20 protein-coding genes and 1 pseudogene are annotated in these 21488 nt (G+C 67.7%); 8 read left to right on the top strand and 13 right to left on the bottom strand.

Translation table 11 applies throughout. The annotated features are described in order from the left end of the window. The 4 genes and pseudogenes from G6N53_RS27290 to G6N53_RS27275 all read left to right on the top strand — a co-directional run. Positions 1-897 (top strand): carbohydrate ABC transporter permease, encoded by an 897-nt coding sequence (locus tag G6N53_RS27290; protein WP_205390478.1) that lies wholly within the window; start codon positions 1-3, stop codon positions 895-897. Positions 898-939: 42 nt separating this feature from the next. Continuing rightward, a complete protein-coding gene (locus G6N53_RS27285; RefSeq protein WP_163894428.1) occupies positions 940-2028 on the top strand; it encodes an ABC transporter ATP-binding protein in 1089 nt (362 codons plus the stop codon). A gap of 70 nt (positions 2029-2098) precedes the next feature. After that, the gene (locus G6N53_RS27280; protein WP_163896405.1) at positions 2099-4363 is read left to right on the top strand and encodes an ATP-dependent DNA ligase; all 2265 of its coding nucleotides are present in this window, start codon (positions 2099-2101) and stop codon (positions 4361-4363) included. Positions 4364-4450: 87 nt separating this feature from the next. Then, positions 4451-4690, top strand: a pseudogene (locus G6N53_RS27275) (alpha/beta fold hydrolase); the annotation flags it as partial. Positions 4691-4786: 96 nt separating this feature from the next. On the opposite strand, the gene G6N53_RS27270 reads toward G6N53_RS27275, so the two are convergent. Both G6N53_RS27270 and G6N53_RS27265 read right to left on the bottom strand, forming a co-directional pair. Next, a complete protein-coding gene (locus G6N53_RS27270; RefSeq protein ID WP_163894424.1) occupies positions 4787-5554 on the bottom strand; it encodes an SDR family NAD(P)-dependent oxidoreductase in 768 nt (255 codons plus the stop codon). A gap of 35 nt (positions 5555-5589) precedes the next feature. Continuing rightward, positions 5590-6351 (bottom strand): SDR family NAD(P)-dependent oxidoreductase, encoded by a 762-nt coding sequence (locus G6N53_RS27265; protein ID WP_163894422.1) that lies wholly within the window; start codon positions 6349-6351, stop codon positions 5590-5592. Between the two features lie 89 nt (positions 6352-6440). Here G6N53_RS27265 and G6N53_RS27260 point away from each other — a divergent pair, with 89 nt between their 5' ends. Beyond that, positions 6441-7022 carry a TetR/AcrR family transcriptional regulator gene (locus G6N53_RS27260; RefSeq protein WP_163894421.1) on the top strand — a complete coding sequence of 194 codons (582 nt, stop codon included), beginning with the start codon at positions 6441-6443 and terminating at the stop codon, positions 7020-7022. Positions 7023-7358: 336 nt separating this feature from the next. On the opposite strand, the gene G6N53_RS27255 is transcribed toward G6N53_RS27260, so the two are convergent. Next, positions 7359-8291: an SDR family NAD(P)-dependent oxidoreductase gene (locus G6N53_RS27255; protein WP_163894418.1), complete on the bottom strand. Its 933-nt coding sequence runs from the start codon at positions 8289-8291 to the stop codon at positions 7359-7361. A 122-nt stretch (positions 8292-8413) separates the two neighbouring features. Here G6N53_RS27255 and G6N53_RS27250 point away from each other — a divergent pair, with 122 nt between their 5' ends. Both G6N53_RS27250 and G6N53_RS27245 read left to right on the top strand, forming a co-directional pair. After that, entirely contained in the window at positions 8414-9148 is a 735-nt protein-coding gene (locus G6N53_RS27250) for a helix-turn-helix transcriptional regulator (RefSeq protein ID WP_205390477.1), read from the top strand. 133 nt (positions 9149-9281) lie between these two features. Further along, on the top strand, positions 9282-10808 hold the full coding sequence (locus G6N53_RS27245; RefSeq protein ID WP_163894416.1) for a DUF222 domain-containing protein: 1527 nt from the start codon (positions 9282-9284) through the stop codon (positions 10806-10808). Positions 10809-10910: 102 nt separating this feature from the next. Here G6N53_RS27245 and rnhA read toward each other — a convergent pair whose 3' ends face one another. The 5 genes from rnhA to eda form a co-directional block, all read right to left on the bottom strand. Further along, complete coding sequence (rnhA, locus tag G6N53_RS27240) at positions 10911-11384, bottom strand: ribonuclease HI (protein ID WP_163894415.1); 474 nt, start codon at positions 11382-11384, stop codon at positions 10911-10913. After that, positions 11381-11572 carry a helix-hairpin-helix domain-containing protein gene (locus G6N53_RS27235; protein ID WP_163894413.1) on the bottom strand — a complete coding sequence of 64 codons (192 nt, stop codon included), beginning with the start codon at positions 11570-11572 and terminating at the stop codon, positions 11381-11383. The genes rnhA and G6N53_RS27235 overlap by 4 nt, the downstream gene beginning before the upstream one ends. Positions 11573-11607: 35 nt before the next feature. After that, complete coding sequence (locus G6N53_RS27230; RefSeq protein ID WP_163894411.1) at positions 11608-12261, bottom strand: VOC family protein; 654 nt, start codon at positions 12259-12261, stop codon at positions 11608-11610. Positions 12262-12327: 66 nt separating this feature from the next. Next, on the bottom strand, positions 12328-13557 hold the full coding sequence (locus G6N53_RS27225; RefSeq protein ID WP_163894409.1) for an MFS transporter: 1230 nt from the start codon (positions 13555-13557) through the stop codon (positions 12328-12330). After that, a complete protein-coding gene (gene eda, locus G6N53_RS27220; protein WP_163894406.1) occupies positions 13554-14216 on the bottom strand; it encodes a bifunctional 4-hydroxy-2-oxoglutarate aldolase/2-dehydro-3-deoxy-phosphogluconate aldolase in 663 nt (220 codons plus the stop codon). Before eda ends, G6N53_RS27225 begins: the two co-directional genes overlap by 4 nt. Before the next feature lie 86 nt (positions 14217-14302). Between eda and G6N53_RS27215 the strand changes: the two genes are divergently transcribed. Further along, on the top strand, positions 14303-15487 hold the full coding sequence (locus G6N53_RS27215) for an ROK family transcriptional regulator (protein ID WP_163894404.1): 1185 nt from the start codon (positions 14303-14305) through the stop codon (positions 15485-15487). A 1-nt stretch (position 15488) separates the two neighbouring features. Here the strand turns inward: G6N53_RS27215 and G6N53_RS27210 are convergent, their stop codons facing one another. Genes G6N53_RS27210 through crtI form a run of 5 tightly spaced genes read right to left on the bottom strand, consistent with a single transcriptional unit; the run spans position 15489 to position 21326 of the window. Further along, positions 15489-16544, bottom strand: a complete 1056-nt coding sequence (locus G6N53_RS27210) for a Rieske (2Fe-2S) protein (RefSeq protein WP_163894402.1) — start codon at positions 16542-16544, stop codon at positions 15489-15491. Then, entirely contained in the window at positions 16541-18076 is a 1536-nt protein-coding gene (locus G6N53_RS27205) for an FAD-dependent oxidoreductase (protein ID WP_163894400.1), read from the bottom strand. Before G6N53_RS27205 ends, G6N53_RS27210 begins: the two co-directional genes overlap by 4 nt. After that, the gene (locus G6N53_RS27200; RefSeq protein WP_163894398.1) at positions 18073-18783 is read right to left on the bottom strand and encodes a class I SAM-dependent methyltransferase; all 711 of its coding nucleotides are present in this window, start codon (positions 18781-18783) and stop codon (positions 18073-18075) included. Before G6N53_RS27200 ends, G6N53_RS27205 begins: the two co-directional genes overlap by 4 nt. 60 nt (positions 18784-18843) lie before the next feature. Next, a complete protein-coding gene (locus tag G6N53_RS27195; RefSeq protein WP_163894396.1) occupies positions 18844-19818 on the bottom strand; it encodes a phytoene/squalene synthase family protein in 975 nt (324 codons plus the stop codon). Further along, complete coding sequence (gene crtI, locus G6N53_RS27190) at positions 19815-21326, bottom strand: phytoene desaturase family protein (RefSeq protein ID WP_163894395.1); 1512 nt, start codon at positions 21324-21326, stop codon at positions 19815-19817. Before crtI ends, G6N53_RS27195 begins: the two co-directional genes overlap by 4 nt. Positions 21327-21488: the final 162 nt, after the last annotated feature.

The following is a 21488-nucleotide window of genomic DNA, read 5'->3' as shown; positions in this document are numbered from 1 at the left end:
ATGACCACGCCGCGCACACGGGGAGCACAGGACTCCTCACTCGAGAACGACACACCGACGACGGTGCTATCCCGCGCATCGAAGAAGAAGAGCCGCAAGGTCGACCCGTGGGGCGTAGTGGCCTGGCTGGTGGGTCTCGGCTTCTTCTTCCCGGTGCTGTGGATGGTGCTGACCGCGTTCAAACAGGAAGGCGACGCCGCGACCAACCCGCCGACGATCCTCTTCACCCCGACGCTGGACCAGTTCAAGGAGGTGTTCGCCCAAGGAATCGGGCCAACCGTGCTGAATTCGGTACTGGCGACAGGTATCTCGACCCTCCTGGTGCTACTGCTGGGTGTGCCCGCGGCCTTCGCGCTGTCGCTGCGACCGGTGCGCAAGACCCAGGACGCGCTGTTCTTCTTCATGAGCACCAAGATGCTGCCCATCGTCGCGGTGATCCTGCCGCTGTATGTGATCGTCTCCAATATCGGTCTACTGGACAACATCTGGGCGTTGGTCATCCTCTACACCGCGATGAACCTGCCGATCGCGGTGTGGATGATGCGGTCGTTCTTCCTGGAGGTTCCCGCCGAACTGATCGAGGCAGCGAGTTTGGACGGCGCCAGCCTCTGGCGGTCGGTGCGCGAGGTCATCCTCCCGCTCGTCTCGCCCGGCATCGCCGCCACCGCCCTGATCTGCGTGATCTTTTCCTGGAACGAGTTCTTCTTCGCGGTGAACCTGACCGCGGTGAACGCCCAGACGATGCCGGTCTACCTGGTCGGGTTCATCGCCGGTGAGGGGCAGTACTGGGCCGTTCTCTCGGCGGCCGCAACCATGGCCGCACTGCCGGTGATCCTGTGCGGTTGGTTCGCTCAGAACAAGCTGGTCCGCGGCTTGTCGTTCGGCGCCATCAAGTAGTCCACCCGTCACCCACTCGAGAAAAGAAAGACACGCACGAACATGGCAACGATCAGCTATCAGAACGCCACTTGCATCTACGAAGGTTCGGACAAGCTCGCGGTCGACGGGCTCGACCTCGACATCGCCGACGGTGAGTTCGTCGTCCTGGTCGGGCCCTCGGGTTCGGGCAAGAGCACCGCGCTGCGCATGCTGGCCGGACTCGAGGACATCGACGAGGGCGCCATACTCATCGGCGGCAAGGACATGACCGGCGTGCCGTCCAAGGACCGCGACATCGCGATGGTCTTCCAGAACTACGCCCTCTATCCGAACAAGACCGTCGCGGAGAACATGGGCTTTGCCTTGAAGTTACGCGGGGTGTCGTCGGACGAACGACGCCGCAAGGTCGAGGAGGCGGCGAAGATCCTGGACCTGACCGACTTCCTGGACCGCAAACCGGCCAAGTTGTCGGGCGGTCAACGCCAGCGCGTGGCCATGGGCCGTGCCATCGTGCGTGAGCCCCAGGTGTTCTGTATGGACGAGCCGCTGTCCAACCTGGACGCCAAGTTGCGGGTGCAGACCCGCACCCAGATCGCGGCGCTGCAACAACGACTCGGCACCACCACCGTCTACGTGACGCACGACCAGGTCGAGGCGATGACGATGGGCGATCGGGTGGCGGTCCTTCGGCACGGCAAGCTGCAGCAGTTCGCGTCGCCGAACGAGCTCTACGACCATCCGGCCAACGCGTTCGTCGCCGGCTTCATCGGTTCGCCCGCGATGAACCTGGTGACGCTGCCGATCACGGCCGAGGGCGTGCGGGTGGGCGAGAACTCGACGATCGAGCTGGAGCGGGCACAGCTGACCACCCTGAGCGAAGCCGGCCTGACGGAGGTCACCGTCGGGATACGCCCCGAGCAACTCGAGCTCAGCGACGGCGACGGGGTGCCGGTCGTCGTCGACCTGGTGGAGGACCTCGGGAGCGAGGCCTACGTCTACACCCACGCAGGTGCCGGCTCGGGCGTGGAACTCGTGGCGCGCTGCAATCCGCGTACCGCACCTCGGCTCGCCGACGAGGTCACGCTGCGCCGCCATCCCGACGGCGCGGTACACCTGTTCCACCCGACGACCGGAGAACGGCTCGACTGACCCGGCCACATCTGCGGGGAACGCCGTACAGATCTGTACGAGGACGGGTCTGACGCGGGTATACGTTGGGATCGTGGACGGCTATGACCGGGTGCGGCTGACCAACCCGGACAAGGTGCTGTATCCGGCGACCGGCACCACCAAAGGCCAGGTGTTCGACTACTACGTCGGCGTGGCCGAGGCGATGCTGCCCCACATCGCGGGCCGGGCGGTGACCCGCAAGCGCTGGCCCAACGGGGTGGAACAGGCGTCCTTCTTCGAGAAGCAGCTGGCCTCGTCGGCTCCGGACTGGCTGGACCGCGCCACGATCGTGCACAAGTCCGGAAGCACCACCTACCCGGTGATCGACAGCATCGAGGGGTTGGCCTGGATCGCCCAGCAGGCGGCGCTGGAAGTGCATGTACCGCAGTGGCGTTTCGTGAACGGTCAGATGGGTCCGGCGACGCGAATCGTGTTCGACCTCGACCCCGGCGAGGGCGTCACGATGCGCCAACTCTGCGAGGTGGCCCACGAGGTGCGTGACCTGATCACCGACATCGGCCTGCGGACCTTCCCGCTGACCAGTGGAAGCAAGGGCCTGCATCTCTATGTGCCGCTGCAGGACCCGATCAGCTCGCGGGGGGCGTCGCTGCTCGCGAAGAGGGTGGCTCAGCAGCTCGAGCAGGCGATGCCCACAAAGGTCACCGCGACGATGACCAAGAGCCTTCGTGCGGGCAAGGTGTTTGTGGACTGGAGCCAGAACAACGGCAACAAGACCACGATCGCGCCGTATTCGCTTCGCGGACGCGAACATCCGACGGTCGCCGCACCACGGAGCTGGGACGAGATCTCCGATCCCGACCTGCGTCATCTGACCTTCGACGAGGTGCTCGACCGGTTGGACCGCGACGGCGATCTGCTCGCCGACCTCGATCCGTGGTTGCCGGCCTCCGATCGTCTGACCACCTACCGCGGGATGCGGGACAGCGCCAAGACCCCGGAGCCCGTTCCCGCAACGGCGCCGACCGTCGGCAACAACGACAAGTTCGTCATCCAGGAACACCACGCCAGGCGGCTGCACTACGACTTCCGGCTGGAACGCGATGGCGTGCTGGTCAGTTGGGCCGTGCCGAAGAACCTGCCCGACAGGCCGTCGGTCAACCATCTCGCCGTGCACACCGAGGACCACCCGATGGAGTACCTGACCTTCGCCGGCGAGATCCCCAAGGGCGAGTACGGGGGTGGTCAGGTCCATGTCTGGGACACCGGCACCTACGAGACCGAGAAGTTCAACGACAACGCACCGGACGGCCCGGACAAGGGCGGCGAGGTGATCGTGACACTTCACGGGGAGAAGATCGACGGCCGCTACGCGTTGATCCAGACCGACGGCAAGAACTGGCTGGCCCACCGGATGAAGGAGCAGAAACGGCCGACGGCAGCCGATCTCGCACCCATGCTGGCCACCGAGGGTTCGGTGCAGCGGCTCAAGTCGGCCCAGTGGGCCTTCGAGGGCAAATGGGATGGCTACCGGTTGCTCGTCGATGCCGACCGGGGCCGGCTCACGCTGCGCTCCCGGCGAGGCCGCGACGTAACCGCCGAGTACCCGCAACTGCAGGCGCTGGCGGCCGACCTCGCCGATCACCATGTGATCCTCGACGGTGAAGCGGTGGCGCTCGACGAGTCCGGGGTGCCCAGCTTCGGTGAGATGCAGAACCGGGCGCGCTCCACCCGGGTGGAGTTCTGGGCCTTCGACATCCTTCATCTCGACGGGCGATCGCTGATGCGGGCCAAGTACTCCGACCGCAGGCGGTTGCTCGAGGCGCTCGCCGAGGGCGGCGGTCTGATCGTGCCCGACGCGCTGGACGGTGACGGGCCCGAAGCCCTCGAGTTCGCCCGGGAGAAGCGGTGGGAGGGCGTCATCGCCAAGAAACGCGACTCCGCCTACCAACCGGGCCGACGGTCGTCGTCGTGGATCAAGGACAAGATCTGGAACACCCAGGAGGTGGTGATCGGTGGCTGGCGCGAGGGGACCGGCGGCCGCAGCAGCGGGCTGGGGGCGTTGATGCTCGGCATCCCCGGCCAGGACGGTTTGCAGTTCGTCGGGAGGGTGGGCACCGGCTTCAGTGACAAGGAACTCGCCAATCTGAAGAAGACGCTGGCTCCGCTGCACACCGACGAATCACCTTTTGCTGCAAGGCTTACCGGTCCCGACGCGAAGGGTGTGACCTTCGTCCGGCCGGAGTTGGTGGGGGAGGTGCGCTACAGCGAGCGCACCTCGGACGGCCGATTGCGCCAACCGAGCTGGCGGGGTCTGCGTTCGGACAAGACCCCCGACGAGGTGGTGTGGGAATAGCTTCAGGGCAGTCGACAAGCAAGATGGTGCCCGTCGACGACGCGGCGTTGTCGGTGATCTCGAGGTTCCTACGCCAGCCAGCGTTCGTGGCGTCGCGTCGTGGCCGAACTCGGCCCACGGTGGAGACACGGCACCTACGACGAGCGAGCTCGCGGCAGGTCGAAGCGTCCGATGGACTACTCCTTCGAAGGGTGTCTACGCGATGTCGACGCAGTCGTAGCCGTGACGGGCGTTGATCGCCCTGTGTTGGTCGGGTGGTTCTACGGCGCGGCGCTCGCCGCGCACTGGGCCGACCGCAACCCGGACCGGGACCGAGAGGATCGCTGAGTCTGGGCGAGGTCGACCGCTCTGGCTCCGGCGCATCAATACTGCACCTGATGCAACGTCCTCAGAGGGTGCGCGGTGCTCAGAGGCTCTAGGAAGCTAAGCGAGTTGTTCAGTCGGCATGATCCATAGCTCGCCGATCGAGGCATGGCGGGGTCTGGTGACCATATAGCCGATGCTGTCTGCGATATCGTCGGGCGACAACGCCTCGACGCTTGCGTTGAACGGCTCGATGATCTGCGACCGGATCTCGCTGCTGTTGTGCGAACCGAGTTCGGTGTCCACTCCACCGGGCTCGATGACACCCACTCGGAGGTGACGTCGGGTGACTTCTTGCCGAAGGGATTCGGTGAAGCCGTTCACGCCGAACTTTGTGAGGTTGTACACGCCGTATCCCTCGCTGGCATTGCGGCCCGCGACCGAGCTGACGTTCACGATGTCCGCGACTCCACGCGGTCCGTCCTCCGCGGCCGCCAGCAGGTGCGGCAGTGCAGCATGCGTGGTGTTCAGCAGGCCGTTGACGTTGACGGCGATCATGCGATCCCACTCCCGGGCGTCCGCACCGGCGACAGGTCCCAGCAGCATGAGGCCCGCGTTGTTGACGACGATGTCCAGTCGGCCGAATCGTTCGACTGCCTGTCCGACAGCGGCTTCAGCCTGCGTGCGGTCGCTGATGTCTGCTTCCACGGCCATCGCCGCACCACCGTCGCGTTCAATGTCTGCGGCGAGTGTGACTAGGCGGTCTTTGCGTCGGGCGACAAGCGCGATCGCGGCTCCGTGCTCAGCGAGGTGGCGGGCCGTGGCAGCACCGATACCGCTGCTGGCGCCGGTGACGAGGGCGACCGTTCCGGCCAATTTCGAGGTCATGTATGACGTCCTTTCGTGGTGAGTGCCGGGTCCCGCTACGGCTGATCGGTGGGTCGAATGACGATCTCGTTCACGGCGACGCGACGCGGTTGGGTGACGATGTATGCGATCGCTTCGGCGATGTCCTGCGCGTGCAATTGCTCCACTGCGCCGAACGCCGCTTCAAAATCCGCATCGGAATTAGCCTTCTGGTCGAACAATTCGGTCTGGGTGCGACCGGGCTCGATCACCGAGAAGCGGACGTTGCGCTTGGTGAACTCCTGTCTCCATGCTTCGGTCGCGCCCGTCACGGCGAACTTCGTGGCGTTGTAGATCGCGACCGTCGGGGCCGCGACGCGTCCGGCAACGGACGAAATGTTCACCACGTCAGCCACGGAGCGCGGGCTGTCCCGGGCAGCGACGAGAAGATGCGGCAATGCCGCCTTGGTCACGTACATCAGTCCGCGGAGGTTGATGTCGACCATTCGGTCCCACTCTTCGAGCGGTGACTCCTCGGATGCACCGTTCAGCATGACGCCAGCGGCGTTCACCAAGGTGTCGAGGCGGCCGAGCTCCTCGACAGTCCGGTCGACTGCCCTTTGTGCGTTTCCCGCATCGGTGAGGTCAGCAGACATCACCAATGCCTCGTGTCCTTGAGCCCGCAGCCGCTCGGCTAGTTGTTCGAGCTTGTCGGCCCGCCGCGCCACGAGGGCGACCCTGGCTCCCGCCCCGGCGAGCCTTTCCGCGGCGGCGGTACCGATCCCGCTCGATGCGCCGGTGACCAGAACGACGTTTCCATTCAGCACACGGTCCGTCACGATGCCTCCTATTTGCGGTGCGTTGCGTCTCGAAAATCAGACTACACGTTTGCGAGACGCAACGCACCGTTATTCAGTAGGCTCCGAGTGTGAACAGCGAAGAGCCGCGACGGCGTGGACGGCGGCGAAGCGAAGAGAGCCGATTCGCGATCTTGAATGCTGCATTCGATCTGGTGGCCGAAGATGCCCAGGAGTTCACAATCGAAGGCATCGCGGCGCGGGCCGGAGTGAGCAAGCAGACGATCTACCGGTGGTGGCCGACAAAAGGGGACATCCTCCTCGAGTCGCTTGCGGCGCGAGCGGAGGCGCAGATCTCCACCTCGGATCATGGTTCATACGAGGAGGACCTGCTCCATTTCCTCAATCAGACCTTCAAGCTCCTTCGCCCACAAGGAGTTCGACGGGCGTTGCGAAGCTTGATGGCGGAGGCGCAGCAGAACCCTGACCTGTTATTGCGGTTTCGAGAAGAGTTTCTCGAGCGACGTCGTGCCGCGTTGTTCCAGATCGTCAGTCGCGCTGAAGGACGAGGCGATCTGCCTGCGACCGTCCGCGGTGAGCTCATTGGCGACGTCGTATTCGGGGTGATCTGGTACCGGATGCTCTCGACCGAGCGGCTCCTGGGCATTGCCGACGCGCAAAATCTCGCAGGTCTGCTGGCATCAAACGGATAGGCCGGTTGTTGTTCTCGGTCGCGGTAGGTGCTTATCACCTCAATGAGAACCCTTCTGCTGTCGCCAGTCTCAACATCACTGGACATGATCAACTGCGTCGCGACCAGGCCGCGCACCGTGGTGAGCAGTAGATCACCGAGCGCGGCGCGCTGCGAAGCGTCCAAGCCGTCTTCGATCAGGGTGCCGAGCTTCGTGAAGGACTTGCCGAGCTGCCTGAGGTGTCCCGAGGCGGCGCCGCCGCGGGTGGCGCGCGTGGCGATCAGTTGTCGACAGCCAGGCGGCCCACACATCGCGGCTGGAACCCCGCATGGCCTCTCCGTCCGTCAGGTGGGAGTCCTAGCGAGCATCAGAAGCGCTCGCCTGTTCCATCCAGTCCCATAGTTCCCGTTCGCGATCGGTGTCGTACGACTCGGCGGATGACGCCGTGGCCTGAGTGCGGTGGATGTAGGCGCCGGTGGGAGCTGTTGTCACACCGAGGACCACATCGGCAAGCTTTCGACCGGCGACCGGTGCGGTGTCCACGATGGGTGTGGCCTCCAGGACCGGGACGATCCATTTCATCAGGAACGGGAATGCCCCGCCCGCATCGCGCGCGAGCCCGGTGCCCGTCACCAGACTCGGGTTGTAGGAGACGATATTGATGGCTTCGGGTAGGCGGCGGGCCCATTCGTGTACGAGGTGGATACCGGCCAGCTTGCTCGTCGCATAAGCACGGCGGCCCGCGCGGACGCGGTCGGGTCGGTCGAACGCGCCCGGGTGGGCGAGAATCTCGGGCGTCGACCATCGCGGTGGTGGCAGTGTGCCGGCAGTGTGCCGGAAGTCGCCGAAGTGGGCGTCGCTGACCGTGACGACGATGCGTGTCGGCGCACGGAGGTGCGGGTGCAGTCGTCGAAGGAGCAGGTGTGTCGACAGGACGTTGACGGCGAAGGTCGTCTCGTACCCGTCCACGGTGGTGTGGAGCGCGTCGGCGAGGTGGACGCCACCGTTGCAGACCACGCCCCGCAGAGGGGACAGCTCACCTCCGTCGAGACGGTCTTCCAGCTGTGCTGCGGCAGTCTCGATGCTCGCCTTGCTCGCGAGATCGGTGCTGATCATCGAGACCTCCGGTGAGATCTCGTGCAAACGGTGCAGTGCCTCGGCGCCGGTGTTTTCTCGCGCCAGGAGCACCAGGTGGGTCCCGGGACTGCGGCGCAGGATGTCCTGTGCCGCTCGGAAACCGATTCCCCTTGTGGCGCCGGTCATGACGATGGTCTCGGTGGTTGTGTTCATGTGCTGAATGTGCGGCACCACGGTCGGGTGGGGAAGACCCCGCCGAGCCTGGTATCGGTAGGGCCATGCTCATGGGACTCCGCCGCACGCGGCCGCAGGCACAATGGTGAAGTGACGGCCACGTGACCAACAACGACCGGGCGGACTTCGGGGAGTACCTGCGTCACCGGCGCGCCCAGATGGCGCCGCCGAATCCGCCGGGCGGGGCGCGGGCGTCGCAGCGGCGGGTTCCGGGGCTGCGCCGCCAGGAGCTGTCCGACGTCGCCGGAATCTCGGTCGAGTACTACACCCGGCTCGAGCAGGGCCGGTCGCCACGCCCGTCGCGAGAGATCCTCGGGGCCTTGGCGAGAGCGTTCGAGCTGTCGGACGTCGAACGCGCGCACCTGTTCCGACTCGCCGGTGAGTTGCCCCCTGAACCCGACGCGCCCGGCACCGAGGTACGGCCGGGCCTGCTGCGGTTGATGCGCAGTCTCGGCGACACCACGCCGATCACCGTTCACGACGGGCGCCTGGACCTGTTGGCGCACAACGCCGCTGCGGCGGAGCTCTTCGGCCCGCTTTCGGCGGGGGGAACGTACGGCCGCAACATCGTCTACCAGTGCTTCATGGCTGGACCGCTTCGCGACGTCCTCGGCGAGGACGGGATCGACCAACTCGCCAGCGAGGCAACGGCGCAATTACGGTCGGCGCTGAGTCGGTACCCGGACGATGAGTACCTGCATGCGCTGCTCGGCGAGCTCTCTGCGACCAGCCCGGCATTCCGCGCCCAGTGGGAGCGAGGTGAGGTCGGTGCGCGGCGGTCAGCGGTCAAACGACTACGCCATCCGACCCCGTGGCTGGCTGATTTTCGACAGTGAGGTGCTGCACGATCCCGAGCGCGACCACTGGGTGATGCTCTACACCCCACGAGAGGCGCCCGCGCTCTGCGGCGCCGCCGGTTGATGCGAATACGTCGGGACACTTCGCCCGCCGAAAATTGTCGGTGGTCGAATGTATGTTCGAGTCATGTCGGGTACGGGGATGGTTTTGCAGGAGGCGGTGGCCGCGTTGCGGGCTGCTTTTGATGCGGTGGCCGCCTGCGATATCGACCTGTTGACCCGTGCTGAGCTGATCGACTCGCTCGATGAGTTGGAGACGTTGTGGTGTCAACTGCCGGGGTTGCGGGATCGGTTGTTGGCCCGGTTGCAGGTCGAGGCGACTCCGCAGCAGCTGGGCGCCAAATCCTGGAAGGACGTGTTGGCGATCCGGTGGCGGATCTCCCACGGCGAAGCCCACCGCCGCCTGGGCGAGGCGGCGGTGTTGGCGCCGCGGCGCACGGTGACCGGAGAGCCGCTGCCCGCAGCGCTGCCGGCGACTGCGGCCGCCCGGGCGTTGGGATTGATCAACGCCGAGCATGTCGCGGTGATCCGTCACGCGGTGAACCGGCTGCCGGGGTTCGTCGACGCCGCGACCCGTGGGCAGTTCGAAGTCGATTTGGTGCGGGTCGCGGCCGGGGTGGGACCCAAGGCTCTCAAAGACACCGCCGCGTTGAGGTTGTTTCTGCTCGATCAGGACGGCCCGGTGCCTGATGACGCCGAGCGGGCCCGCAAACGCGGAGTGAGGCTGGGTAAGCAGCGCGGTGATGCGATGACCCCGGTCACCGGGGAGTTGAGCCCCGAGGCCGCGGTGGTGTGGGAGGCGATCTTCGCCAAGTACGCCGCCCCAGGCATGTGCAACCCCGACGACCCTGAACCGTGCACCTCGGGGACGCCGTCGCAAGCTCAGATCGACAATGATCACCGCAGCCTGGCCCAGCGCCAGCACGACGCGCTGGTGGTGGTGGGGCGGATCGCGTTGATGAGCGGGGAACTCGGCACGCTCAACGGGTTACCGGTCGCGGTCATCATCCGCACCACCTTGCAGGATCTGGAATCGCGTGCCGGGGTCGGTGTCAGCGGTGGGGGCACGGTGGTGCCGATCGCCGACGTGATCCGGATGGGTGCGCACGCCAACCATCACCTGGCGGTGTTCGACAAAGCCACCGGCTCGGCGTTGGCGTTGTTCCGGGCGAAACGGGTCGCGTCCCCGGCGCAGCGGATCATGCTGATCGCCCGCGATGGGGGTTGCACCAAACCGGGCTGCACCGTGGGTGCTTACGGCTGCCAGGCCCATCACGCCGCTGCTGACTGGGCTGACGGCGGGAACACCAACGTCGACGAGATGGGTTTGGCGTGCGGGCCTGATAACCGCGCTGTGGACACCGACGGCGGCTGGCGCACCCGGATGAACGAACGCTGCGAGGTCGAATGGATCCCGCCGCCACCCTTGGACACCGGCCAGACCCGGATCAACTACCACCACCTCCCCGAACGACTCCTCAACCCACCAGAAGAGCCCACGCGTGCGGAGACCACCGGAAAGCGGGGCGAGCCCGAAGCGGCCCGCACCACTGAACCCGGCGAGCCCACCGAAGCGACCCGCACCGGCGAACCCGGCGAACCCGGCGGCCCCGCACCACCAGAAAACCAAGCAGCCTGACAGCCGCGTGCTTCACAGAGTGCACCTCCGCGTTCCCAAAGGAGGGGAGGTGCACTCTGCTAAGGGCGTGCATGGAATATGCTGTAGGACAACAGTTTACGCCTACAGCGCGGTCGGGTGATCTCGGCCAGTGCCGATGGCTTGTTGCATGCCGCGCGTCGCCAGTTGATCGGCCAACTCGTTGTCGGCGACTCCAGAATGACCCTTCACCCAGAACCACTCGACTGAGTGCAGCGCGCAGGCGATCTGGAGTCGCTGCCACAGATCCACGTTCTTCACCGGCTGCTTCGCGGCCGTCATCCAGCCGTTGTGTTCCCAGCCGAGCACCCACTTGGTGATGCCGTTGCGCACGTAGGTGCTGTCGGTGTACAGATGCACCACCACCGGTCTGGTGAGCGCCTCGAGCGCCATGATCGGCGCGGTCAACTCCATCCGGTTGTTGCTGGTCTCACCGGATTCGCCGCCGTACATCTCGCGGACGTGCTCACGGTGGCGCAACACCGCGCCCCAGCCGCCCGGGCCGGGGTTGGGCCGGCACCCGCCGTCGGTGTGGATGACCACGACATGGTCGCTCACAAGTCCCCCAGGGCTTGTCCGAGCAGACGCACAGCTTTCGGCCCCACGCCGTGAAGAGCGAGCAGCGCTTCGAGATCCGCCGGCAGATCCGCAAGGGTGCGGTAACCGGCGTCGACAAGCGCGCCGGTTGCGGGCCTGCCGACTCGGACGCCGTCGAAGACGGGGCCGCGGTCCGCGGGTTCGGTCATGCGCCGAGGATAGGCAATCCGGTCGGCTGGCCGGCTCAGCGACGCGCCTCGGCGTCTCGGACGGGCGCCGAGATCACGGCCGTACGTACCGATATCCCGAGTTGGTCATGGCGCAGCGTGCTGATCCGGCGCCCGGGCTGGACCGCGTCCTTGACCGGTGCGGCGCGGTCACCGAAAAACGCGGCTGTGGCGTCGATGTCTGCGACGACGTAGGTGATTCCCCAGAGAGTGGACGGATCCTTGCCGGTGCTGTCCGGCGAACCGACGACCTCGATGATCATCTCGCCGAGCCGGAAGAAGATCTGGCGGATCGGCCGTCCGCCGAGCTCACCGTCGCGTTCCCGTCGCGGCTCCACACCGACGGCTGCCAGCGACTCGACCGTGCGACCCAGATCCGGCGAAAGCAGTACAACATGGTCGATCGCGAGAACGCCGTTGGCGTGCGTGCCCGGTGTGCCCGGAGCCGCGTCTGACCGCGTCGTCGGGACACCGTCGAGGTCATCGATCGAGCGGCCGGGTGGCAGCCCCCGCAACGACCACCCGACGATGCCGGAGCCGCGGTCGCGTCCGACCAGCCTGATGCCTACGCCACCGAGCCGGCAGACCGCGTCGGAACCCACCGCGAACCCCGCCTGCGTCCAGGCCTGCACTGGATCGGCGACCCGGATCTCGTCGAGACTGACGGTCACGGAGGCTCCTCCACGGCTTCGGCCCTTCTGTTGGGACGACCGGATTGTAGGTCGCGAAGCTGGGCGTCAGGCCGGCATAGACGAGACCGAGCGCCTCTCCAGCAGCACCGACACCGTCAGCACCGCGATCCCCGCGAGCGCCAGCAGTGCACCGGCAGCGGCGGGCGCCGTGTAGCCCAGGCCCGCTGCGATCACCAGGCCACCCACCAGGGCGCCGGTGGCGTTGCCGACATTGAGCGCCGAGTGATTCAGCGATGCGGCCAGCGTCTGTGCGTCGTGGGCGACGTCCATCAGCCTGGTCTGCAGGGCCGGGGCGACCGCCGAGCCAGAGGCGCCGATCGCGAAGAGCAACACCAGCGCGGCCCACGGGTTGTGCGACGCGACGCTGAAGGCGGCGAGCGCGGCACCCAGTGAGCCCATCGACAGGTAGAGCGCCCGGATCACCGAGTGGTCGGCCAATCGGCCACCGACCAGGTTCCCGACGACCATCCCGAGGCCGAACACCATAAGCGCCACCGGAACCAACGCGCGCGACAGCCCGGCGACATCGGTCATGGTGGTGGCGATGTAGGTGTACACGGCGAACATGCCACCGAATCCGATCATGCCCACCACCAGCGCCAGCCAGACCTGCACCCGGCGCAGCGCACCGAGTTCGGTCATCGGGCTGGTGGCCGGCATGAATCGCAACTGGAACGGAAGCCAGAACCACAGTGCGGTCAGGGTGACCACGCCGACGCCGACGACCAGGCCGAACGCAGCTCGCCAACCGAGTGTCTGGCCCAGCCACGACGCCATCGGCACACCGAGCACCGTCGCGATCGTCAGTCCGGACATCACATGGGCGACCGCCCTGGCTCGGTTGCGCGGACCCATTAGGTGGGCGGCGACCATCGCGGCGACGCCGAAGAAGGCGCCGTGTGGCAGGCCCGCCAGGAACCGTGCGGCGATGAGCGACTCGTAGGACGGCGCCAGCATGCTGGCCAGGTTCCCGACGGTGAAGACCGCCATCAACCCGAGCAGTAGCCTCCGGCGCGCCATCCGCGCGGTGACCGCGGCGATCAGCGGGGCGCCGACCACCACACCCATCGCGTACGCGGAGATGACATGCCCGGCAGTGGGTTCGGATACGCCCAGGCCGCTGGCGATGTCCGGCAGCAGGCCCATCGCCACGAACTCGGTGGTGCCGATGCCGAACCCACCGAGCGCCAGGGCGACCACCGCGAGCCAGCGCACCACGGGGTCCGGTGCCACCACCGACACCGGGCCGGACGCGCGGTCCAGGGTCGCGGTCACAGTGCTCGAAGGACGTCGACGGTGGGTTTGCCGAGCGTCAGCGTGGTTTCGGCCAGGCGACGGATCCGATCCCAGTCGCGGCGGCGGACGGCGTCTGCCGGCGTGAGCCAGTCCGCGCTGACGCACCCGACGTTGGGCGCCGTCAGGTAGCCCGTCAGCTGCGCAGCGGTGATCCCGCCAGAAGGGCAGAACCGGGCAGCGGGCACGAATGCTGCGAGCGCCCTGAGGTACCGCACGCCGCCGACAGCCGTGGCGGGGTGCAGCACCATGTCGGTGTAGCCGTCCTCGAGCAGCTCCATGGCTTCGGTGGCGGACTTGGCAGCGGGTAGATGTGGCAGTTCGGTCGCACACATCGCCGTCCGCAGCGGTGCGCCTCCGCCCGTGGCGATCAGGAACTCGGCGCCCGCCGAGCAGGCTCGTGCCGGCTGGTCGACGTCGCCGACCCCGCCGGCCCCGACGATGACCTCCGGCGCCTCGGTCGCGATCAGCTCGATGGCCCGCAGTGAGCCGGGCGAGTCGATCGCCACCTGGACAAGCGGCAGTCCCGCCGCGGTGAGTGCCCGGGCGATCGGCACCGCGACGGAGGCGTCAGACGCGTTGCGCACGCTGATCACGGGCATCACCGGGGCGACGTCCAACAGCGATCTCGGCTCCTTCATCAGACCAACGGTAACCGCGGCTAACGTACTTCTCAATCTGACTTAAGTCTTTGAAATGCAGAAGTATGGACCGTTAGGCTCTCGGTATGTCCCTGTTCCGGGCTGCGTCCGCGACTTCTGTGGGGGACCTGTACGCCCTGATCAGGGACAAACGCGACATGACGCGTGCCGAGGCCGGAAAGCTGACCGGCTTGTCGCGGACGGCGGTGTCCGCCAGGGTGAGGGAACTCACCGCCCGTGACCTGGTCATCGAGCGGGAACAGGCGGCGTCCACCGGCGGCCGACCGCCCACGCTGCTGAGCTTCAACGCCGACGCCGGGGTGGTGTTGACCGCGGCCATCGGAGGCAGCCGGGCACGGTTGGCGGTGTGCAATCTGGCTGCCGAGGTGCTGGCCGCCGTCGACATCGACCAGGCGCCGGGGCTGACCTCCGGGGATCTGATGCCGGAGGTGGTCAGACGACTCGATCTGCTGCTGGCCGGCACGGGATACACCGCCCGGCAGGTGTTCGGGGTCGGTCTGAGTCTTCCGGGCACCGTCGACCAGGAGCGGGGCTGCAGCGTGGACTCGCCGGTGCTCGGCGGCTGGGACGGCGCACCGCTGGTGCCGTACTTCCGCGAACTCACCGCGGCGCCGGTGGTGCTGGACAACGACGCCAACGTCATCGCGCTCGCAGAGTGGCGCGCCGGATCCGGCGGCTTCGACGACGTCCTGGTCGTCAAGGCTTCCACCGGACTCGGCGCGGGCATCGTCGCCGGCGGGGCCCTGCAGCGTGGGGCGACCCGAGCGGCCGGCGAGTTCGGTCACAACAAGGCCGCGGCGGCGACGGGACGGGTCTGTCGCTGCGGTGACACCGGTTGCCTGGAGACCGTCGCCGGGGGCTGGGCGTTGGTCGGCACGCTGCGCGAGGAAGGTCGCGACGTCCGGAACCTACGAGACGTCGTCGAGTTGGCACATGGCGGGGACGCGTTGGCGCGGAGGCTGATCCGCGACAGCGGTCGTCATGTCGGTGAGGTGCTCGCCGCGGCGGTGAACCTGCTCAACCCCGCTGCTCTGGTGGTGGCGGGCGATGTGGCGGGGGCTTACGACTTCTTCGTCGCCGGATTGCGGGAAACGTTGTACGGCAACGCGACCACGTTGGCCACCCGGGTGCTGCAGGTCGTCCCGTCGGCCCTCGGCGACCGCGCCGGGGTGATCGGCAGTGCCATGATGGTGCTCGACAAAGTGCTCGGTCCGGAGGCCATCGACGCGCTCGTCACACCGTCGCGATGAATCAGTCCGTGGGCTTCCCAGGGGGCTCGAGCAGCGAAGACACGCCTTCGGTGTCCTGGCGACGCACGGTGTGCAGGCGTTCGGCGTAGCGCAGGTCGTCGCGCCACAACCGGTGGGCTGCGCGCCTCATCAGCGGCGTGATCAGCGGTGCCGCCCGTAACGCACGCGCGAACCCCGGGCGGTCGGACTGCGCGATGACGGCTTCGACAACTGTGCTGCGCGGCAATCCATCCGTGCCGTATCCGTTTGGCGTGGCGTGGGTTTCGACGACACTACCGGTGCCTTCCCCGTCGACGATGCGCATCACCAGCGTGCGTGGTTCGGGGCTGGTGAACTCGGCGATCACCGGAATACCGAGTCGGCCGACCCGGAAGGTCACCGCCACCAGGAAGCGGTCCAGTTCCTCCGGCACGTCACCGCCCTCGGCCGGGGCGCTGAGCACCTCCAGCCTGGTGAACGAGTATGGGTGGAACCAGGCGCCGTGCCAGGGGTCCATCCGATTGGCGATGATGTCGATGGGTTCGCAGGTGCCGGTGAGGCTGGCGACGGCCGCGAGCCGTTGTCCCTCGGGCCGGGCCGGAAGGATCGGGGCCGACGTGGGATCCTCACCGCCGATCCGGTCGAGACGAACCCACGTCAGCACCCCGTCGTCGAAGACCGGCAGCGACGTCCAGTCGGGCCGGGACCGCCCGGTCAGTCTCAGTCCGTGCCACGGGCAGATCAGGGCGCCGTCGTCGATGGTGCCGGTGCACAGGTCGGCTCCCAGGTGCGGGCAGCGCGCCGGGCCGCACCTCAACCGATCGTCGGCGCCGCGCCAGCAGACCAGCTCGGCTCCGGCGACGTTGGCCCCGTAGGGTTTTGCCGAGATGTCGGAGCTCGCGCCGATGACGTACCAGTTGCCGCTGGGTCGGTTCTGGGACCGCGCGAGCGCCGCATCGATCACCGCCGGTGACGCCTGTCGGTAGGTGGGGGTCTGCCTGCTCCACGGGATGCGCGGCAGCACCTCGAACGGCCACGCCTTGCCGAGAGAGGTGGTCAACTTGTTCAGGGGCTTCATCGCAGTGTCCGCCTTTCGACGCGGCCGGCGAGCTTCCGCAGGACTGGTGAGCGTCCGCGCACCGGCACGGTGTACATATCGTGCCCCTTCAAGCCGAAATGGGCGAGCAGCGTGTTGGCGGCCGCCGTGCCCGTGGTGGCGGCACGCTCCATCAGCGCCACCGGCAGGTCGATCCGGATGCCGTCGCCGGCCAGCGCCAGGGTGGGGTGCGGGGTCCGCACCGTCGGCCGGCCGGCGTGATCGCCGGGGGCCAGGCGTGGACAGTCGTTGCGGCACAGCGTCTTCTCGAAGACGACTCGGGCCGACGAGGTCTCCGGGTAGAGAGCGTGCAGCCGGGCGAGCAGCTCGCGGCGCAGCTGCGGGGTGTCCTCGGCGACCGAATAGGCGTGCAGTTCCACCACCGACCCGCCACTGCGCTGGGCCCATTCGATGGCTTCGTGTTCATAGCGGTTCAGCACGCTGATGTTGTCCAGCGGTTCCAGGCCGCCGGTTCCGAGGAAGGCCGGTCGGTCGTCGCGGACCGGGCTGTCCAGCCACAGCCGCATCACGATGAACGGCGCCGCGGTGCCCAACCGGGCGATCCGGGTGCGCCACCCGTCGTCGCCGAGGTCCGGCGAACCCGAGACGATGCTCTGCAGTGCCGCGACGTCGGTGGCCAGCACCACGCCGTCGGCGTCGAGGTCGGTGCCGGCCTGATTTGTCACCACGAACCTGTCGGGCCCCGCGGTGGTGACGCTTCGCACCGGTGTCTCGGTGTGCACCTTCACCCCGAGGTTCCGGAGGTAGTCGGCCAACGGTTCCCACAGCGCGACATCGAAGTCGGCGTCGGCGACGTCGAAGACCAGACCCTCACTGGAGCCGAGGAAGTAGATGTGGAACATGGTGGCCAGTTCGGCGGCGGACAGCGCTTCGGGGCGGGTGAAGAAGCTGCGGGCGAACACCTCGAACGCCAGATGCCGGGCAGCCACCGGAAAGTTGATGTCGTGCAGGAACGATTCCGCGTCGAGGTCGTCTAGCCGGCGGTAGATCTGCGGTACCGACACCGCCGCCAGCGGAGCCGCGGCGCGGGCGTCGAGGCGGACCAGATCGCGTAGCCGGAAGGTTGGGCTTCGCATCGCGAAAGCGAGAGCGTTGAGCGGAGGGGTGCGGGGCAGGCCGCGAAATGTGTCACGTCGGCCGGCGGCGTCGACGAGGGGGTAGTCCTCCAGCGGGCGCAGCATCGACAGCTGCGGGTCGACGCGCCGCAACAGGCTGCGCAGGTTGTAGTACTGGCGGAAGAAGGCGTGGAAGCCGCGGTTCATCGCCACCGGGGTGCCGTCGGGTAGATGCTCCCGCCAGCCGCCCACCCGGCCGCCGAGGTGGTCCTGTTTTTCGAGCAACTCCACGGTCACGCCGCGTTCGGCCAGGGCGGTCGCCGCCGCCAACCCGGCGATGCCGGCCCCGATGACCACCACCGTGGGACGGTGGGGCAGCGCACCCGCGTCATCCAGCCCCGGCGCGGCGGGGTGGCACACCCGGCGGGGATCGCTCACTGCGGCGCCCGGCCGAGGAAGGTGTGCACGATGTTGCGCTGCCACCCGGGGACGGTGAGGCTGTGAACATCGGTGAAGCCGCTGCGCTGCAACCGGTTGCGGAAAGCGTCGGCGCCGTCGAAGTCGTTGACGCTGCGGCGCAGATAGCGGTACAGGCCCGCATCGCCGGAGCGGACCCGGCCGGCCGGGATGATGATCGCCCAGCTGACCACATTCCACACAGCGGTCGCAGCGCGGGAGTCACGGACCGAGTACTCGTGCGCGGCGAACACGCCACCGGGACACAACAGGGAGCGCAAGGAGCGAAGCACGGGGTCGGGGTCGGCGAGATTGCGCACCAGATACGCGGCGAGGATGCCGTCGAACGGGCCGGTGACGCCGGCGTCGGCGAGGTCTTCGGCCCGGCTGTGCACAAAGCGCACCGACGCCGGCCAGGTCTTGGCCTCCGCCTCGGCCAGCATCCCGGCCGAACCGTCCGCGGCGACGATCTCGGCGTAGGGTGCGACGGCCAGCAGCGCAGCGGTGGAAGCACCTGTGCCGCAGCCGATGTCCAGCAGACGCAGGCCACGTCCCTTGTCGGGAAGCTGCATCCGTTCCGCCGACATTCTCAGATGTTCGTGGTACCCGGGATTGGCGCCGACGAGGCCGTCGTAGTCCCGGGCTCCGGCATCGAATGCCTCGGGTACGTTCTGCGGTTCGAGGTTCATGTCACCTTCTGTTCGCTGTTGACACGGTGGTGTTCTGACGACAGCAGGCAACCAGCAGGATCAGATACTGGTACCGGTCGATGGTCGCACCTCCTGCGAGCGCGTCGCCCGGGCACGCCAGGCTCGGACCAGGCCGACGGACGCGACCTGCAGGCGGCGAGCCGTCGAGACGCGGGCCCGCTGGGTGAACACGGCGAAATCCATTTCCTCGATGCGGTCCAGTATCCCCGAGTACAACGTCAGGGCAGTGCTGACGCAGGGCCGCGACCTCGGATGCAGTAGCGCGATACCCCGCTGGGCCTGGGTGTATATCCGTCTGGTGAACGCATGCTGTTCCATCAGCGCGGCTCGCAGCCTGCGGTCGGTACGGCGCTGCTGCTGACACCAGGTCAGCACCTCGCGGTCGACGCCGTGCGCGGCCAGTTCGTCGGCGGGCAGGTAGATCCGCCCGCGCGTCAGATCCTCGTCGATGTCCCGCAGGAAATTGGTCAACTGGAAGGCTTTCCCGAGCGCGGCGGCATACGGTGCCGCCTCTTCGCGCGGGGCGACCGTGCCCAGCACCGGCAGCAGTTGCAGACCGATCACTTCCGCAGATCCGTACATATAGCGGTCCAACGCAGCACGATCGGGATAGTCGGTGACGGTCAGGTCCATCCGCATCGAGGCGAGGAAGTCGTCGAACAACTGCCAGTCCAGCTGGTAGCTGCGGGCGGTGTCCACGACGGCCTCGACGACCGGGTCGTCGTCGGCGGCCTGCCTCTTTTCCACCAACCGGGCGAACAGCGCAGCCGCAAGTGCCTGCAGCTCCTCGGCGCGCTGGGTCGGGCTACGGGAGTCGAATCCGTCGAGAACGTCGTCGGCCCGGCGGGCGAAGCCGTACAACGCGTGCACGGCGGGTCGTTGGGCCGGTGAGAGCAGCCGGGTGGCCAGGAAGAACGTGCGGCCGTGTTCGGCGTTGATGGCGCGGCAGCGCCGGTAGGCGTCCCGCAGCGCCTCGTCGTGCACGCCGGCGGCGTCGAGTTCGGATCCGATCATTGCGGCACCGCCCGCGGTCGCGCCGACGACACGCTTCCGGTGATGCGGTCGGCGGCGAGGCGACCCGACACGATCGCGGTGGGGATGCCGACACCGGGCACTGTGGAGGACCCCGCCAGCACCGCGTTGTCGATGCCGCGCACCGTGTTGCCGGGCCGGAACGGACCGGTCTGGCCGAAGGTGTGCGCCAGCGCGAACGGGGTTCCCGCGGCCATCCCCTGACGAGCCCAGTCCTGTGGCGTGACGACATGCAGGATCTCTGCGTCGTCGCCGACATCGGGGAGCCGGGCGGTCACCGTGTCCAGCATGTGGTTCACGTACTCGTCCCGCCGGGAATCCCAGTCCTGTTGCCCCACAGCGGTGTTGGGTGCAGGGGCGAGGACGTAGAGCAGATCGCGGCCCGTAGGGGCCAGGCTGCGGTCACCGGCGGTGGGCCGGGTGACCAGCAGTGACGGGTCGACCATCGGGCGGCCTTCGTCGATGATCTGGTCGAAGGTCTGCGCCCAGGCCTCGCCGAACACGATGATGTGGTGGGCCTGGTCGGCAGCGGGCTCGACGGCCCGGCAGCCGATGTGGGCCACGACCGCCGACGGGGCCGGGCGCAGCCCGAGCAGCCGCCGGGGGGTGCGGCCGAGCAGTCGGTAGGTGTCCGGCAGTTCCGTGGTGAGGACCACGGCGTCGGCCGAGAACCGCTCGCCGGTGTCGGTGCGCACCGCGTTGATGCGGGTCCCCGAGCGCTCCAGTGCGGTGACGGTCGCGTTGTAGTGGAATTCGACTCCGGCGTCGGCAGCGGCGCCGGCGAGGGCGTCGGGCAGTGCCCGCATGCCTCCTCGGGGGAAGTACACGCCGGACACAGTGTCCATGTAGGCGATGATCGCGTAGGCCGCCAGCGCCTTCTTCGGCGGAACCCCGACGTAGAGCGCCTGAAAGGTGAACACCCGCAGCAGGCGTTCGTCGCTGATGAAGCGGCGCACCATCGGCTCCCAGTGCCGGAACCCGCCGATGGCGGCCAGCCGCGCCAGCGCAGGCGTCACCAGCGACAGCGGCGAGTCGAAGTTCGCCGAGATGAAGCCGTCGAACTCGAGCCGGTAGAGCCGCGTCAACCACTCGCGCAGCCGTAGGTAGCCCTCGGCCTCGCGGGGACCGGCGAAGCGTTCGATCTCGGCCGTCATCGCCCCGGCGTCGCTGTGTACGTCCAGGCTGCTGCCGTCGGCGAAATCGGCGCGGTAGGCCGGTAGCACCGGCTGCAGGTCCAGCCGTGCGGCTGTCGACTCGCCCACCGCGGCGAACGTGTCGTCGATGATGTCGGGCATCGTCAGCACCGTCGGCCCGGTGTCCAGGCGGTATCCCGAGATGTCGGCCCTACCGACGCGGCCACCGGGATGCGCGCCGCGTTCGACGACGGTGACGGCCCGGCCACGGCCTGCCAGGTGCAGTGCCGCCGACAGACCGGCGAGTCCGGCGCCGACGACGACGACACGGTCGGTGGATCCGGGGACGGTGCGCATCAGAGGACCTGCAGGGTGTGTTGGTCGATCCGGTCCACGCTACTCACGGCGATGATCGGCGTCTGCCACCTGGCGATATCGACGGCACGGCATGCGAAACGCCTTCGCGTCGTTGTGCGGCCCTTCACTGTCCCTACCTCGCCCCCGTTCGTGGCGGGTCCA

It is taken from the genome of Mycolicibacterium hippocampi, from assembly GCF_010723735.1.
GTDB lineage: Bacteria > Actinomycetota > Actinomycetes > Mycobacteriales > Mycobacteriaceae > Mycobacterium > Mycobacterium hippocampi.
This window is presented reverse-complemented; position numbering and strand designations above follow the sequence as displayed.